The organism is Enterococcus sp. AZ080, from assembly GCF_051714945.1.
Taxonomy (GTDB): domain Bacteria; phylum Bacillota; class Bacilli; order Lactobacillales; family Enterococcaceae; genus Enterococcus_B; species Enterococcus_B pernyi.
Genome location: NZ_JBIOSV010000001.1, coordinates 1937139 through 1952393 on the forward strand (window position 1 = coordinate 1937139; position 15255 = coordinate 1952393).

Here is a 15255-nt window from a genome sequence, read left to right on the forward strand (position 1 = left end):
CCTATAATAATTTCTAATCGTTTTGACTTTTACTCTCAATAAAACGTTGGATTCGTCGGATTCCTTCTTCTAACGTTGCTAGATTCGCCGCATAACTCAAACGAACATTTTCCGGTGCGCCGAAACCTTCACCTGTAACTAGAGCAACCCCTGCTTCTTCTAGTAGATCTTCGACCCACGGCGTCACTTGTTCATAGCCACATATCGCTAACGTTTCTTTCACATTCGGAAACAAGTAAAATGCGCCTTGTGGTCTTTTGACCGACACCCCGGGCAAATCAGCAACAAGCGGAAATACGATGTCTAGACGTTCTTCAAATGCTTTGCGCATCTCTTCAACGGTATCTTGTTCCCCTTGTAATGCTTCAACAGCCGCATATTGACTGACTGCAGTTGGGTTACTAGTTGATTGTGATGCAATCGCAATCATCCCATCAATGATTTTTTGATCGCCGACCGCGTATCCGATACGCCAGCCTGTCATTGCATAGGTTTTTGATACACCGTTGATGATTATCGTCTGTTCACGTATTGCTTTTGAAATCGTTGCAATTGGAGTAAACTCATTGTCATTATAAACTAATCGGCCATAAATATCATCAGCAACTATTAAAATATCGTTTTTTACTGCCCATTCACCTATAACTTGTAGTTCTTCTTTTGTATAGATCATCCCTGTCGGATTAGAAGGAGAATTGATAATGACTGCTTTTGTCTTGGAAGAACGTGCTTGTTCCAATTGTTCGAGGGTCACTTTGAAATCATTGACTTCTTGACCAGTGACAAAAACAGGGACACCTTCTGCTAACTTGACTTGTTCACCATAGCTCACCCAATAAGGTACTGGAATGATGACTTCATCTTTTGGATCTAGGATTGTTTGGAATAAGGCATAGAGGGCAAATTTCGCCCCGTCTGTCACAATCGTCTGAGAAGCATCGTAAGTCAAGCCATAATAGGTTTCCAGATACGAAACGATTGCCTGTCTTAATTCTGGAATACCCGCTGTTGGCGTATAATAGCTTGCTTTTCCATTCTTGATGGCTGCGATCGCTGCTTCTTGGATATTTTCAGGTGTAGCAAAATCAGGCTCTCCTACGGTCAAACTGATAATGTCTTTCCCTTGTGCTTTCAATGCCTTTGCTTTTGCTGCAGTTGCTAGTGTTACGGAAGGCTCTAAGCGTTCCACTCTTTTTGACTGTTTCATCCAATCTATCCTTTCATCCGTCTTTTCTATACCCCGCTAATGACTTTGACTTCCTCTCCCGTTTTAAAAGAAAGTAAATAATAATTCAACTGGTCATCTGACGTTTTGGTAATGACTTCCCATACCGGTTCATCTTTGTACATCCCTAAGGAAGCTTTTTCCACTTGTTGATCGGGATGTTGTTTGCTGATTTCTTGGCGGGCAGCTTCTTCGGTCAAGCCTGCTTTTTGTTCTAACACTTTCACACGCTCACCCGATTTAGGTATGATCACTGCAATATCTTGTCCTTTATCATTTTGGCCTGTTAATGAAAAATAAGTGGCTTCCCGAGTAAACCAATAGAATTGGTCCACTTCCTCAAGATTTGCATATTGTTCAGCTAGTTTTGTCGCCTCTTGTTTCGCTTGCGTCATTGGGCGTGTCGCACGCAGATAAAAAATCGTGCTGATCACGATTACTGCTAATAAAGCGATGATCAAGCCCAGCAAGATGCGATTGATCGTATGTTCTTTGTTTGTCTGATTCTTCAAGGACTGTCGCTCCTTCTTTTTTCATTGATGTCCATTATAACAGATTTCGAGGTGAAAATAGTCCTCGATTATGGCTTAATTTCTTCGTTTTTGTTTAAGAAATCATGGATATCCTCACAAATTTGTTCAAAAGGCGCCTCTTGGACAGGCATCTTTTTAGGCAAGGCATGAATGATCCTCGCGCCATATTTTGCGGTCACTAATCGTCGATCTAAAATCAGCAAGACACCTTTGTCCGTTTCCGAACGAATCAAACGACCTAAAGCTTGTCTGACCTTCAGTGCTGCCTTGGGTAAGGATTCTTGATAAAAAGGGTTGATGCCTTCCGATTCCAAATACGCATTTCTCGCTTTGACCATTGGACGTTGTGGATGATCGAATGGCAACCGCGTAATGACGACTAGCTGTAACGCATCTCCTGGCAGGTCGACGCCTTCCCAAAAACTATCTGCGCCGAATAGCACGCTCATATCAGAAAGAACAAAACGCTTCAATAGTTTCTCACGACTGCCACCGATTCCTTGAGCTAAAATCTCTCTTCCTTGTTCAAGCATTGTCAAATGCATTCGTTGATACACCTTTTGTAAAACATCATGAGAAGTAAACAAAACTAGGATCGGTCTTTTTTCTTGTCTGATCAACTGGTATAACACATCCGTTAGATAGTCGACATACGTTGTACCACTTAATTGATTGATCTCTGGTGCTTCTTTTGGCACGAAGATCCGTGCTTGTTTTTCGTAATCATAAGGAGAGGCAATGACTTTCAGCGGAGTACCTTCAATTCCTAATCGTTTCGCCAAATATTGACGATCTGGGCCCACTTTCAATGTCCCTCCTATATATAAAATCCGTTCATAGCGCTGATACCAAACTGTATTGGGAATCAGTGCGGCAGTAAAATCGTGGAGATGGAACATCGTCTGCTGAGGGGTGGCACCCGGAACAAACCAATGGACTAAACTTTCTTGCCAATTCTCCAACCATTCTTCCATAAAACTTGCTTGTTGATCTAAACGTTCAAACAAAGCATACAGACTTGCAAGATCGACACGCATTTGCTTCGTCCAACTTTCTTGAAGCACCTCTAAGCCTGAACGGATCCTGTACTGTAATTCCTTTATTTCTTGGTAAAAAAGATGAAGATGGTCAATGGCTGTACTTGCTTCAAAAGATAATTTATCTAAGTCCTCTTTCGTGATCATGACTTCTTCCGGGTAAGTTTGTCTTTTTTGTTGAGGTATGATCTCAAGTAACCCTTCAGCTAAACAAAGCTGTGCCTCACGAAGCGCAGACAACTCTTCTTTGTAGATATCAAGCCAGCGCTGCCCCTCATGATTGGCTGGAAGATAGCCTTTGAAGCGATCGAACAAACGATCAGGTTCTTCGAATAATTGTACTTCCTTGTTAAAATAGCTCAAACTGAATCGTTGATCATTGACTTTTTCAGCAATCTCAGGTAAATGATGTACTTCATCGATCAATAAATAAGGACTTTCAGGCAACAACGGTGTCTTTCTTTGTGTTTCTTGGACTAAAAAAGCATGGTTGACGATCAAGAAGTTACTTTGCTTGATTTGTCGATGCAAAAATCGAATAAAATCTTGTTCATAGAACGCTTGTTTTTTCGCTAAAAAGTCAAGCCCGCGATGCGAAACATCTGTAAAAAAGGCATGATTCAAATTCGTTAGATGCAATTCATCTAAATCTCCTGTTTTCGTCTGCGTCAGCCAGACAAGAACTGTCATTTGATAGAGTGCATATTGTTTTTGCTCCTTTGGCTCAAGGAGTGTGGCTTTGAACCGTTGCAAATCGAGATAATGGCGGTAGCTTTTGATAATCGTCGCTTGGATCGGTTGGTCGAATAATTGATTCAACAAAGGAATATCTTTTTCCATGATCTGCTCTTGTAAAACAAGCGATACCGTACTGATCACTGCCGGCTTCTCCGGTGTGGCCAGATAGCTAAGAGGCAATAGATAGCCAATCGTCTTGCCCATACCAGTCGCTGCTTCGATCATCAAATTTTTCGATTCATCTTTGGTAAAATGATCATAGACAACATTCATCAAACGATTTTGTTCTTTACGATACATCAACGTTTTTCCAAATATTTTCTCTTTCGCTTGTTTTTTTCTTGGATAATCTTTATGACCATAGTAAACTTCTGAAAACAGTTCGACTTCTTTTTTTTGTAAGGCGATTCCCTCGATGATTTCCAGTTCATCTGATAAAGGTGGGGGCTGCTTTCTCAGTTCGTCGGTGGTTTGTTCGATGAATAATCTAGTATCCATCCCTGTATGATTGCTCAGTTTCACGATCTGTTCAAGCGTCACTAAAGGTAACTGACGCATCCGTTCTTCAATCAGTAGAAGCAACTGTGCTGTCACTTCCGCATCGCTATCTGCCTGATGGGGATTATCGTGGATAAACCCCAGACTTTCCGACAAATCAGCTAAACGAAAGCTCGGTTCAGTCGGCAAAAATATCTGGGCCAACTCGACTGTATCGATTCCTGGAATCTGTAATTTAGGTACGCCACAGCGAGTCAATTCATGGTTCAAAAACTGATAATCAAAATAAATATTATGCGCCACGAAGATGGTATCCGCTAGAAGGTTGTAAATCGTTTGTGCTACATCTTCAAAATAGGGTGAACGATGGACACGTTGATTGGTGATCCCTGTCAAATGCTGGATCTGTTTTGAGATTTTTCGCCCAGGGTTGATATCCATCGAATAACGAGAGGTGATCCGCCCATCTTCGATCATGACACATCCAAATTGGATAATGCGATCTTCTTTTGGATTTGTCCCAGTCGTTTCAATATCGACGACTGCATAAGTTTTCGGTTTCAACATATCTTCCTCTTCTCTTCCCTCTAGTCTTCTTTTGAAATTATACTACAAATCACTTGAAAATTCTTAGGAAATCAACCTAAAGCATACGTCTGTTGTTATCTTTGCTACTGAGAGAAACAGTAAGTTTACTTCTCCCCTTCCTTTTCTCGTTATCACTCATCTAACCATGTAAGACGATGTTCTTAGGTGTAGAGAATCAAAGCATATGAAAAGAAAACACAAAAAAGCCCAGACCGCTAGGAACTAGCAGACTGAGCTTTTATTTAGTAGTGGGTTAATTAAGCTTTAACAACGTTAGTTGCTTGAGGGCCACGTTGACCTTCTTCAACATCGAAGTTTACTGTTTGGCCTTCTTCTAAAGTTTTGAATCCATCACCTTGGATAGCTGAGAAATGAACGAATACATCGTTGCCGTTTTCTGCTGTAATGAAACCGAAACCTTTTTCTGAGTTAAACCATTTCACTGTACCTGTTTCCATAATAAAAATCCTCCTTGTGTATCAAACACATATTTTGCAATTACTTGAATGGTGAATATCTGGAAGATGTTTATTTGAAACAAACTACCAAGATTACCGAACAAAAACTACATAGTTATTGTAGCACATTAATTACAGTTTAGCTAGTAAATTTTGAACTTTTTTTATTTTTTTTTTCATTCTTTTGCTTATTTCTCCAAAAAAAACGAACGTTTTTAATTTACGCTTAAAAAAAATTCACTTTTAAACTTGATGATCTTCTGATCTTTCTCCCCTGAGAAATAAGAAAAAGCCACGAAATCAAATAAATGATCTACATGGCTTTTCCTTTCTTATAAAATGAATGATCAATCGGTTCTAGGTACTGTTCCTAGAGACTAATAACGCAATATCGCGGTCAAACTCTTTTCGTCAGGCGCATCTTTTTGATCCAAGATAAAGACTTGTCCGCCATTGGTGATCACATCATCAGCTAGTTGATTCAACACTTGTCGACGGTCGTACTCTGTTTCTGGGTCTTCACCAAATCCGTCAGCCAGATTAGAGGTTGCGATAAATAAGTGAGAAATCTTTCCCTCTTTCGCTGCTGGCACGATGTCCACTAGTTGATCCAAGAATTTTTTATCTAACAATTGATTGTAGCTACTTGCTTCCTTCGCTGCCAGTTCATCCGAAAGTTTCTTCGCACCTGCTTCGATATCTTTTAAAGATAATTGGGCAGGTGAAGCTGAGATCGCCACATCCGAACGGTAATAAGGGTTTTTCGCCACTTTTTTGAACATTGTTTGATTTTCAGGCAAAGCATACAAGTACACAGGCCATTTTTCAGGATTATCCAAGCTGTCTTTAAGAAATTCATCGACCGCTTGGTAATAATTGATCCAGTCAATTTCAACTTCTTCGTCTTTAGGATTCACCCCATGGAATGTTGAGCCTTCACTACCATTTGACGAGTAGTTGATACCTCCACCTGTCAACTCAGATCCTAAAGCTGTCACCACATCTGTAGGTGCTCCTTCGGGTAGATCAACTTCTTTTACTTGTTTGTTGCTTACTTCGTAAAGCTTCATTGAATCACGATTCAATCCCAGTAAATAATACGAGTAGTTAAAATGTCCATTTTTAATGATCGCTAATAAATAAGGTTGGTCACTTACATAATATTGATCATCTACTGCAATGCTCAAACGATGAACAATGGTACTTTCAGGAGACAAGATCACCGCGACACTCGCAGTGGCACTGCGCCAAAATGAAGCATCTTCTAGTAGTTGATCGATTTTTTTTTGAAAATTCGACCAATCATGCTCCGCATATTTCTTTTCAAAACGTTTTTTTGCTTCTTTTGCAAAGTTCTTGAATTTGATCTGATCTTTTTCCACATCTTGATGTGCAACGTGAGTGTTTAGCATAATAGTAATAAATGGTCCTTTGACACCTTCTGAAGTCAGTTGTGACAGTAACTCTCTATCCTTTTTCGCCATAAACGTACCCCTCCTAAAAATCATTTCTTCAATACTACTAACTAAAGTCTACCACAACCATTTTTATCCATAAAACAAAATGGTCCCTAGACAAAAAATCGTTTACAATCCCATCTCTGACTAAGGATTGTTTTCTTCAACTATTCTTCAAAATTTCATCAATGATTCGTTACATTTCACAGCGAAATTATTCATACCTAACTGCTAACATAGAGAAAAGTAGAAATCGAGGTGTTTATATGCAATTATTGATGATATTTAGTTTACTATGTATGACTGCTCTATTTGTATTCACTGCCTTTCGTCTAAATGAACCCGAGGCTCAACCTGTACGAGTCAAAAAGAATCAACGCTAACTATCCTCTTGTGTTCGTTTGGTTTATCTAAAGTTTTTTTCAGAAAGATTGAAACTACGCACACTCTCTGATAAAATTTTAATTTGTAGCAAATCAAATTAGAAAACAAGGAGATTGGACATGGGCACTAAGAAAAAACATTTCGCTTTACTGTTGGCAACGCTTCTTTTAACGTTAGGATCATTCTTGCCAACTTTATCCGTACAGGCCGATGAAGCATTTTCTGTGAATTCCCAAGCAGCATTTGCTGTGGACGCAACAAGCGGAAAAATTTTATACGACCAAGACGGAGAAAAAACAATGGGGATCGCGTCAATCTCAAAAATCATCGGGTTGTACATCGTACTTGACCAAGTCAAAGAAGGAAAATTATCCTGGGATGATGAAGTGGCAATCTCCGATTATGCTGAAACATTAAGCATTGCACCTAATTTATCGAATGTTCCCTTACATAAGGAGAATACCTATACTGTAAAAGAACTTTTTGACTCTGCCTTTATCCAATCAGCCAACGCATCAATGGTCGCTTTAGCTGAAAAGATCTCTGGTAGTGAAACAGCATTTCTGACTGTCATGAATGACCAGTTAAAAGAATGGGGCATTGAAAATGCAACGATCGTCAATGTTTCTGGGTTGAACAATGTTTACCTCGGCGCAAATCGTCCAGAAGGTACTGGCGAAGCAGATGAAAATCAAATGTCCGCAAAAGACGTAGCGATCATCGCACGTCACCTGTTACTCGATTTTCCTGAGGTACTAGAAGTGACGAGTACTGCAACAAAAATGTTTGGTGAAAACACACAATCGCCGGTTGAAATGGTTAATTGGAATTGGATGCTTCCAGGTTTTATCAACTTCAAAGAAGGCGTTGATGGACTAAAAACTGGAACAACTGATTTTGCTGGTGCTTGTTTTGTCGGTACCATCGAACGAGACGGCAAACGCATCATTACAGTCATATTGAATGCGGAAGGTCATGAGCAAAACCCAAGCGTTCGGTTCACCGAAACGGCTCGCTTGATGGATTATTGCTATGATAACTGGTCAGTCAAAGAAATCGGTAAAGCAAACGCAAGCATTCCTTCACTCAAATCGATCGATGTGAAAAACGGAAAAGAAACTTCTGTCAATGTCGTACTAAAAAGCCCAGTCAGTGTCTGGGTCAGAAATGATATGGATACGGGTCAATTGACGATCACACCTAAGATCGATGAGACAAAAGTAAAGGATAATGAACTTGAAGCACCGATCGTTAGAGGCACAAAGGTTGGCACAGCCACTATCACTTTAGCTGATGATCAATTAGGGTACTTAGAAGATGGTGCCTCTCCAAGCACAGACATCATCACTGCTAGTTCGGTTGAAAAAGCGAATATCTTTGTGATCGGCTGGCGCAATGTCACTAATTTTTTCAGTAATCTATTCTAAATAAACATTCCAAATAGTTACATCCACTCCTTACCCAAACAGTAAATGCTGGCTCTTCTTCACGAATCGACGAGACGCTATCAACCTTTACTGTTTGGGTATTTTTCTGCTTCTTACAGAAAATAAATGTATTTTCTATTTTTTCTTTTTTTATAACAGCATTTTTACAAATTTTTCGTTATACTGTAGATGGTAGATTGTTACTTGTAGGGTTGGTCTATGAGAGGCGAGTAACACTATCAGTTCGTGTTGAATAATCATCACTAGTCTGCTAATCAGCTGTTTCCTTTTCATTCGCAGTGATGACTCCACGATTAGAAAAAGGAGTTGGTATTATGAATTTAACAAGAGATTTGATTTTTTCGATTCTCTATATCGTAGGGATGGTTGGGATCATCACCTGGCGCAGGAAACAAAAAGATCCCGCGTTATTCTTTTATTGTGGTACTTGGACATTCACATTGATGCTTACGTACTTCGTTGTATTAGAGATTTTTTATGCGAGTTTTTATTTCTTGATCCCTCTCGCTTTTTTCAGTATCTTTGCTTTTTTTTACTTTACCGAAAAAAGGCGACTACTGAATGGTTTGATCTTCAATTTATTTTTGATTAGTTTCGGCGCTTATTTATTACTCTTACTTTTTGAGACGCAGAATATCTTTATTGGTGGGATTTTTGCTTTGATTGCAGTACCAGCTTTTTTGATTTTACTATTTGGCATATATATTTTGGTCGTCTTTCTCATTTGGAATGGCATCATCGTCTTAAAAAGAGAATCACGTTCACTAGCTAATCTTTTGACTTTACTGCTAGGGATTGCCTTAACGCTATATTTAATTGCCACTGTATTTTTAATCAACTACTTACCAGCGTGGATCAATGTTCTTCTTTCTGGTATAGCAGTCATCTTGATTTATCTGTTTATTGTCTTCTATAATTTTATGACTGTCTCTTTCTTATATCAGTTCAACCGACCACGTTACAACCAGAATTATATTATCGTGTTAGGCGCAGGCCTGATCAACGGGGAACGTGTTTCTCCCCTCCTAGCCAAACGGATCGACAAAGCAATTGCTTTTTATTGGGCCCAGAGTCATGCTACGCTCAATCCACCGATTCTTTTGATGTCTGGTGGTCAAGGTGCAGATGAAAAGTTACCAGAAGCAATTGCCATGAAAAACTATGCCTTAGAAAAAGGGATTCCGGAGCGGGACATTTTAGTTGAAACAAATTCAACAACCACTTTAGAAAATATGCGTTTCTCCAAAGAATTAATGGATCGTGAATCTGGCGGTGGCGCTTATCGTGCGATTTTCAGTTCAAATAATTACCACATTTTCCGTGCAGGACTCTTTGCGAAGCAAGCACAGTTAAAAGCCAATGGCATTGGTGCAAAAACAGCCTTTTATTATTTGCCAAATGCTTTTCTTAGAGAATATATCGCGATCTTGATGTTGCATAAAAAACGTCACATGATCGTATGTGGTATCATCCTTGGCCTGACTGCATTGTTAGCTTTGATCACCCTTATTGCCTAAAAAAAGAAGTTGCGTTTCATGCAACTTCTTTTTTTCTTTCAATCAGTAAACTATTCTCTCTGATCATTATTCATTGGTAAAAATAAAATCCCTTTTTTGATCATTACTTTTTGTGCGGAATAGATTCCGTTATTTCCCGAACACATGAAACTGATCAAACAAATCATAAAAAAGAAACTAGCTGCTTCTCCTCCAAATAATTCGATGCCCATGACAAAACAAGCAATGGGTGTATTCGTCGCTCCAGAAAACACACCGATAAATCCTAATGCAGCTAGAAAAGGAATCGAAACATGCAGGATGGGCGCTAAAGTTGCCCCTAGAGTTGCACCAATCTCAAACAAAGGGGTCACTTCCCCACCTTGATAGCCAGCGCCTAAAGAAAGGACAGTAAATCCTAACTTACCGATAAAATCATAGGCATGTGCTTTTCCGGCAAACGCATCTTGCAATAAAGGCAAGCTAAGTCCTAAGTAGCGTTGTGTTTGTAAAATCATTGCCACAACTACGACAATTCCTCCACCTATAAAATTTCTAGTGATTGGATGTTTGAACCATTTCAGATACCACTTTTTCAAAAAGACGATTGAACGACTAAAAACCCAACCAATAATCCCAAAAGCGATACCCGCCACCATCAGTTTGCCAAAGAGTGCAGGACTCCACCCTGGAATTTCTCCCATCTTATAATGGATATGTGTGACACCAATCCTTTCGGTTACGAAGTTAGCAAATAAAGCAGCAAAAAAGCTGGGAAAGATCGCTTCTGTACGCATCTTTCCGATTGCTAGTACTTCAAGTCCAAACAATGTGCCTGCTAAAGGTGTCCCAAACACTGAACTAAATCCTGCACTGATCCCACTGATGACCAGCACCTCTCGCTCGATAGGACTCAATTTTAATCCCCTTGCTAGATTTTCAGCTAAAGCGCCACCCATTTGGACTGCTGTTCCTTCTCGACCGACAGAACCGCCAAAAAGATGCGTCGTGATCGTACCGAAAAGCGTTAAAGGAATCAATCGGAGCGGGATTTTTTCTTCCCCACCATTCCCTTGATCAATGACCAGATTATTCCCACGACTAGCATTCCCACCGTATCGTTGATAAAGAAACGCAAATAATGCCCCACTGACAGGTAATAGATACAATAACCAAGTATGTGCTTCTCGTAAATCCGTCACCACAGTTAAGCTATTTAGAAAAAAAGCGGAAAGTCCTCCCATTAGTACGCCTAAACAAGCAGTGATCACTAACCATTTCACCATATATGTCCCTATTTTGAATGGACTAAGTAACCGTTGATCCATTTTTCTATTCCTCCCCACAAAAAAAGCCTACTAAAAAAACGGATTCTCCGATTTTTAGTAGGCGTCATTAGTCATCTATCGATCGACATTTAAAGGCGAACACCATCACCTATTCATTTACAGAAAGTTTATCATACATTCTCAAGAAAAACAATGGCGCTATTTTTCTTTCTTCACGATGTCTGTAAATTCATAAAATGGTGCCAGCTTTACTAGTTGCTGATTGCACTGATCACTATCATGACAAATGTAATTTCCTTTTTTAGTATACGTGCCATCTGATCCTGATTTTGTCGTGGAAAGAAACATCGAAACACTCGAAGTCTTATGGCAAATCGCGCATACTCCTTTGATGATCGTCGGAGAAAGTGTGCCATGGACACCTTGTAGCCGCTCATCTGCATAATAAAGCAGATATTTCTTCTGTGTTCCTGGATCATTCCAGCCCACATAAGTATGCTCTTTAAGATCCAATGTTTGCCAATCTGGGTGTTTCAACTTTTTTACTTTTCGGAATATTTTTTCCACTTGGATTTTTGATGGTTGCTTGAATGGCGCAACATGTTCTTTTAAACGTTCGAGCAATTCTGTCGCTTTTTCTTTTTTCAAGTTTGTATCCATAACTTGTTTCACAAATGGTTCAACTAAGGCGATTACTTGTGGATCATTTTCTACTACCTCATTGATTCTTTCTGTGGCTAATGCTTGAACGGTTGCGACAGTTTTTTTATCATTCACTGAATGATAGACATTTAACAGTTGCTCGATTTCTCGTTTGATAAAGAAATATTGATACGTTTTGATTGTTGTTTCCATGATTTTTTGAGTCCTTTCTTCTTTCAAAAGTAGCTACTTTGAAGAAAAAAGAGTCCTTCAACAAAGTTAGCTTAATAACTGAAGTCCTTGAACTCTGCTAAATAAGATACGTATGGCATCTTATCATCACCCCCTTTATGCTTTTTTCATCTATGTACATTCACCTAATAAAGAGTTAACCTTATAAATCTTATTTCGTCAACTACTTTCGCAAAAAAAAAAACAGTCAAAGGTTTCCCATGATCGGGACCTTCGACTGTTTCCGTTCGGCTGGTCAAATAGTTAGATCGACTGTTCTTTTCCAAAATATCGTTGCCATTTTTGTTTCATTGTATCCGTTACTGGTTGCGCCGCTTCTTTCACCGCACAATACTTGTCAACAAATGTCACAATATAGCTTTCTTTGTATTTTGGTGGAGCGATCGTTGCTCCCCACATATGTTTCAAGATGATGTCGCGCTCTAAATCAGAAAGTTCAGTAATCTTTTCTGCATTTTTCACAGCGATCCTAGGATGCACATACGCATGTGTGCCTTCATCAAATTTTGTTGTACGCCAGTCATAATAGAATAGGTCATGTAAAAGTCCTGCACGTGCAGTAGCTCTTGCATCTCCACCCCATTTTTTTGCTAATTTGTAACTGTAATAAGAAACACTGATTGAGTGTTCCAATCTTGTCGAATGTACATGTTGGATATAATCAGCTAATTTTTGTACTGCTTCTGTTTCTAATAGATCTTCGATATAAGACATGTATTCTTCGTCTTCACGCCATTTTTCTGTCATAATTTTCGATCTGCCACCTTTTTGAATTTCATTTATCGTTGAAATTGTACATAGTATATCATTCATGTTCGGAATATTCTAGTGAGGTTGATTAAAAATCCAAAAAGCTTAATAGTTCCTTAATCAAGAAGAAAGATGATACAACAATATGCCGGTAGCTACGCCGACATTCAATGACTCAGCATGGCCATTCATCGGGATGTAGATATTTTTATCAGTTAGCGCCAATAATTCTGATCGCACCCCTTGCCCTTCATTTCCCATAATGATCGTATAATTTTTTGTTGGTACGACGGTTGGAAGAGAAACAGCTTCTTCATTGAGTTCTGTTCCGTATATCGCAAATCCTTTTTCTTTCAATTCAGGAATGAGCGCGTCTAACTCTTGTGAGATAACTGGTAAATGGTAATTGCTTCCCTGCATGCTTCTTAAAACTTTGGTGCTATAAATATCAGCTGAGCCTTTCCCTAAGATCACACCTGCTAAACCAAACGCATCTGCTGTTCGGATCATCGTTCCGACATTTCCAGGATCTTGGACATTGTCTAAAAGCAACCAGCCTCCTGTATCTATTGACACTTGGCTAACTTCTAGCGGCATCACTGCCACGATTCCTTGTGGTGTTGGTAGATCAGAGATCACCGCCATCACCTCATCAGTGACTAAAAAGCAATCCAATGCGTGTTGTTCGACCCATGTCCCCCATTCTGACCAGCCTCGTTCTGTCAGAAAGATCTCTTTAGGTATGACTTTGGCATTCACAGCTTCTTCGATCAAGTGAAACCCTTCAAGCAGGTACTCCTGTCCTTCTTCGCGGTGCTTCTTTTTATGTAATTTTTTTATTTCTTTGATTCTAGGATTTTTTGCTGATTGAATTTTTTTCACGTTTTCCACCTCACTTTATTATAGCATGGAATCAATCGTTGGGCTTGTTAGTTTTATAAAAAATCGTTATCATAAATTTATCAAATAGAGGAAAGAGTGGTGCTTCAAATGAAAAAAGTTAAAATGAATGTGCAAGGGCGTGTCCAAGGTGTAGGTTTTCGTTATATGACAAAAATAGTAGCTGATCAATTGGGCGTGACAGGAACAGTTAAAAACGAAGAAGATGGTTCGGTGACGATCGAAGCCGCTGGTGAGGAGGAAACCATCGATCAGTTCATCAAAGAAGTCAAGCTATCCCCTAGTCCCAGTGGCCGTGTCCAATATGTCGACTTGCAAGAACATCCGATGATGGAAGAACGAAAGAAATTTGATGTGATCGGCTAAATGTTTCTTCTTGAAAGCACATATGAAGAAAGTCGTTGTTGCCATCTACTGGAAGATGATCGTTTCAATTCTCTGTTCTTTTATGTGCGCTTCCCTGTCCTTCCCATGATCGGTTAAACTTAAGGGAATTATTTGAATTTTCTATGAAGTTCATTGAATTATTCTCATATTTTTAGTATAGTTAAGCTTGTGTAAAAATTTTAAAAGAGGAAGTATTTTATGAATAAATGGAAAAATTGGTTACTAGGTTCTGGTCTTGTAACACTCTTACTTTTCTTATCTGGTTGTGTCAGAATGGATGCTGAAGGAAACCCTGATACATCTGGAATCGTCTATCGCGTATTAGTACAACCTATGGGACAAGCGATTACATATCTCGTGCAGAATTTCAACTGGTCATACGGTTGGGCTGTTATCTTGATGACTGTGATCGTACGAATCATCATTTTACCTTTAGGAATCAGTCAATCGAAAAAGACAATGATCCAATCTGAAAAAATGCAAGCATTGAAACCTCAAGTCAGTGCCGCCCAAGAAAAACTAAAAGCGGCAACGACCCGAGAAGAACAAATGGCTGCACAAGCAGAAATGCAACAAGTGTATCGCGAAAATGGGTTAAGTATGACTGGTGGAATCGGTTGTTTACCTTTATTGATCCAAATGCCGATCTTCTCAGCGCTGTACTTTACTGCTCGCTATACAGAAGGTATCCGTGAATCGACTTTTTATGGTATCGACTTAGGAAATCCAAGTTTAGTCTTAGTTGCGATTGCCGGGATTGCTTACCTAATTCAAGGGTACATCTCAACGATCGGTATTCCTGAAGAACAGAAAAAAACGATGCGCACCATGTTGATCGTTTCACCTGCGATGATCGTCTTCATGTCGATCAGTGCTCCTGCAGGAGTGACCCTTTACTGGGTAGTCGGTGGTATCTTTAGTTGTCTACAAACATTTATCACCAATGTGATCATGAAGCCACGCTTAAAAGCTCAAGTCGCAGAAGAATTGAAACAAAATCCACCGAAACAAGTCGTGACACCTCGAAAAGATGTGACACCTGAAGAAGCGACGAAACCAACGAAAAAAATCAATACACAAGCAACCAAGAAAAATGCTAACGGTCGAAATGCCGGTAAACAGCAACGTAAAAAATAAAAGGTTTGGGATGTTCGCATCCCAAACCTTTTTTGT

General features: G+C 39.5%; 13 protein-coding genes and 1 riboswitch. Of the genes, 4 read left to right on the forward strand and 9 right to left on the reverse strand.

Annotated features, from left to right (window positions below; genetic code table 11):
* Window positions 1-13: 13 nt before the first annotated feature.
* From IGK01_RS09100 to IGK01_RS09120, 5 genes are all read right to left on the reverse strand, one after another.
* Window positions 14-1207 (reverse strand): pyridoxal phosphate-dependent aminotransferase, encoded by a 1194-nt coding sequence (locus tag IGK01_RS09100; protein ID WP_438840682.1) that lies wholly within the window; start codon window positions 1205-1207, stop codon window positions 14-16.
* Window positions 1208-1233: 26 nt separating this feature from the next.
* Window positions 1234-1737 (reverse strand): cell wall elongation regulator TseB-like domain-containing protein, encoded by a 504-nt coding sequence (locus IGK01_RS09105; RefSeq protein WP_010734977.1) that lies wholly within the window; start codon window positions 1735-1737, stop codon window positions 1234-1236.
* 68 nt (window positions 1738-1805) lie between these two features.
* Window positions 1806-4595, reverse strand: a complete 2790-nt coding sequence (locus tag IGK01_RS09110) for a helicase C-terminal domain-containing protein (protein WP_438840840.1) — start codon at window positions 4593-4595, stop codon at window positions 1806-1808.
* Window positions 4596-4876: 281 nt separating this feature from the next.
* The gene (locus IGK01_RS09115) at window positions 4877-5077 is read right to left on the reverse strand and encodes a cold-shock protein (protein WP_005875554.1); all 201 of its coding nucleotides are present in this window, start codon (window positions 5075-5077) and stop codon (window positions 4877-4879) included.
* A 377-nt stretch (window positions 5078-5454) separates the two neighbouring features.
* The gene (locus IGK01_RS09120) at window positions 5455-6561 is read right to left on the reverse strand and encodes a baeRF6 domain-containing protein (protein WP_224434124.1); all 1107 of its coding nucleotides are present in this window, start codon (window positions 6559-6561) and stop codon (window positions 5455-5457) included.
* Window positions 6562-7037: 476 nt separating this feature from the next.
* Between IGK01_RS09120 and IGK01_RS09125 the strand changes: the two genes are divergently transcribed.
* The gene (locus tag IGK01_RS09125; protein ID WP_062804932.1) at window positions 7038-8345 is read left to right on the forward strand and encodes a serine hydrolase; all 1308 of its coding nucleotides are present in this window, start codon (window positions 7038-7040) and stop codon (window positions 8343-8345) included.
* 335 nt (window positions 8346-8680) lie between these two features.
* Window positions 8681-9883 (forward strand): YdcF family protein, encoded by a 1203-nt coding sequence (locus IGK01_RS09130; protein ID WP_010734972.1) that lies wholly within the window; start codon window positions 8681-8683, stop codon window positions 9881-9883.
* A gap of 50 nt (window positions 9884-9933) precedes the next feature.
* Here the strand turns inward: IGK01_RS09130 and IGK01_RS09135 are convergent, their stop codons facing one another.
* From IGK01_RS09135 to IGK01_RS09150, 4 genes are all read right to left on the reverse strand, one after another.
* On the reverse strand, window positions 9934-11190 hold the full coding sequence (locus IGK01_RS09135) for a voltage-gated chloride channel family protein (protein ID WP_023519995.1): 1257 nt from the start codon (window positions 11188-11190) through the stop codon (window positions 9934-9936).
* Between the two features lie 51 nt (window positions 11191-11241).
* Window positions 11242-11309: riboswitch (Fluoride riboswitch) on the reverse strand.
* A gap of 40 nt (window positions 11310-11349) precedes the next feature.
* Window positions 11350-12006: a FusB/FusC family EF-G-binding protein gene (locus IGK01_RS09140; protein WP_010734970.1), complete on the reverse strand. Its 657-nt coding sequence runs from the start codon at window positions 12004-12006 to the stop codon at window positions 11350-11352.
* Between the two features lie 282 nt (window positions 12007-12288).
* Window positions 12289-12792, reverse strand: a complete 504-nt coding sequence (locus IGK01_RS09145; protein ID WP_010734969.1) for an HD domain-containing protein — start codon at window positions 12790-12792, stop codon at window positions 12289-12291.
* A gap of 123 nt (window positions 12793-12915) precedes the next feature.
* Complete coding sequence (locus IGK01_RS09150; RefSeq protein ID WP_062804929.1) at window positions 12916-13677, reverse strand: TrmH family RNA methyltransferase; 762 nt, start codon at window positions 13675-13677, stop codon at window positions 12916-12918.
* A gap of 108 nt (window positions 13678-13785) precedes the next feature.
* Here IGK01_RS09150 and IGK01_RS09155 point away from each other — a divergent pair, with 108 nt between their 5' ends.
* Both IGK01_RS09155 and yidC read left to right on the forward strand, forming a co-directional pair.
* Window positions 13786-14061 carry an acylphosphatase gene (locus IGK01_RS09155; protein ID WP_023519998.1) on the forward strand — a complete coding sequence of 92 codons (276 nt, stop codon included), beginning with the start codon at window positions 13786-13788 and terminating at the stop codon, window positions 14059-14061.
* A 219-nt stretch (window positions 14062-14280) separates the two neighbouring features.
* A complete protein-coding gene (gene yidC, locus IGK01_RS09160) occupies window positions 14281-15219 on the forward strand; it encodes a membrane protein insertase YidC (RefSeq protein WP_010734966.1) in 939 nt (312 codons plus the stop codon).
* The last annotated feature ends 36 nt before the right edge of the window (window positions 15220-15255 follow it).

Bases quoted from the DNA above. Each gene is read 5' to 3' on its own strand.
- IGK01_RS09120 (WP_224434124.1), bottom strand. From the start codon at position 6,561: ATGGCGAAAAAGGATAGAGAGTTACTGTCACAACTGACTTCAGAAGGT.
- IGK01_RS09130 (WP_010734972.1), top strand. From the start codon at position 8,681: ATGAATTTAACAAGAGATTTGATTTTTTCGATTCTCTATATCGTAGGG.
- IGK01_RS09135 (WP_023519995.1), bottom strand. From the start codon at position 11,190: ATGGATCAACGGTTACTTAGTCCATTCAAAATAGGGACATATATGGTG.
- IGK01_RS09100 (WP_438840682.1), bottom strand. From the start codon at position 1,207: ATGAAACAGTCAAAAAGAGTGGAACGCTTAGAGCCTTCCGTAACACTA.
- IGK01_RS09115 (WP_005875554.1), bottom strand. From the start codon at position 5,077: ATGGAAACAGGTACAGTGAAATGGTTTAACTCAGAAAAAGGTTTCGGT.
- IGK01_RS09140 (WP_010734970.1), bottom strand. From the start codon at position 12,006: ATGGAAACAACAATCAAAACGTATCAATATTTCTTTATCAAACGAGAA.
- yidC (WP_010734966.1), top strand. From the start codon at position 14,281: ATGAATAAATGGAAAAATTGGTTACTAGGTTCTGGTCTTGTAACACTC.
- IGK01_RS09125 (WP_062804932.1), top strand. From the start codon at position 7,038: ATGGGCACTAAGAAAAAACATTTCGCTTTACTGTTGGCAACGCTTCTT.
- IGK01_RS09145 (WP_010734969.1), bottom strand. From the start codon at position 12,792: ATGACAGAAAAATGGCGTGAAGACGAAGAATACATGTCTTATATCGAA.
- IGK01_RS09155 (WP_023519998.1), top strand. From the start codon at position 13,786: ATGAAAAAAGTTAAAATGAATGTGCAAGGGCGTGTCCAAGGTGTAGGT.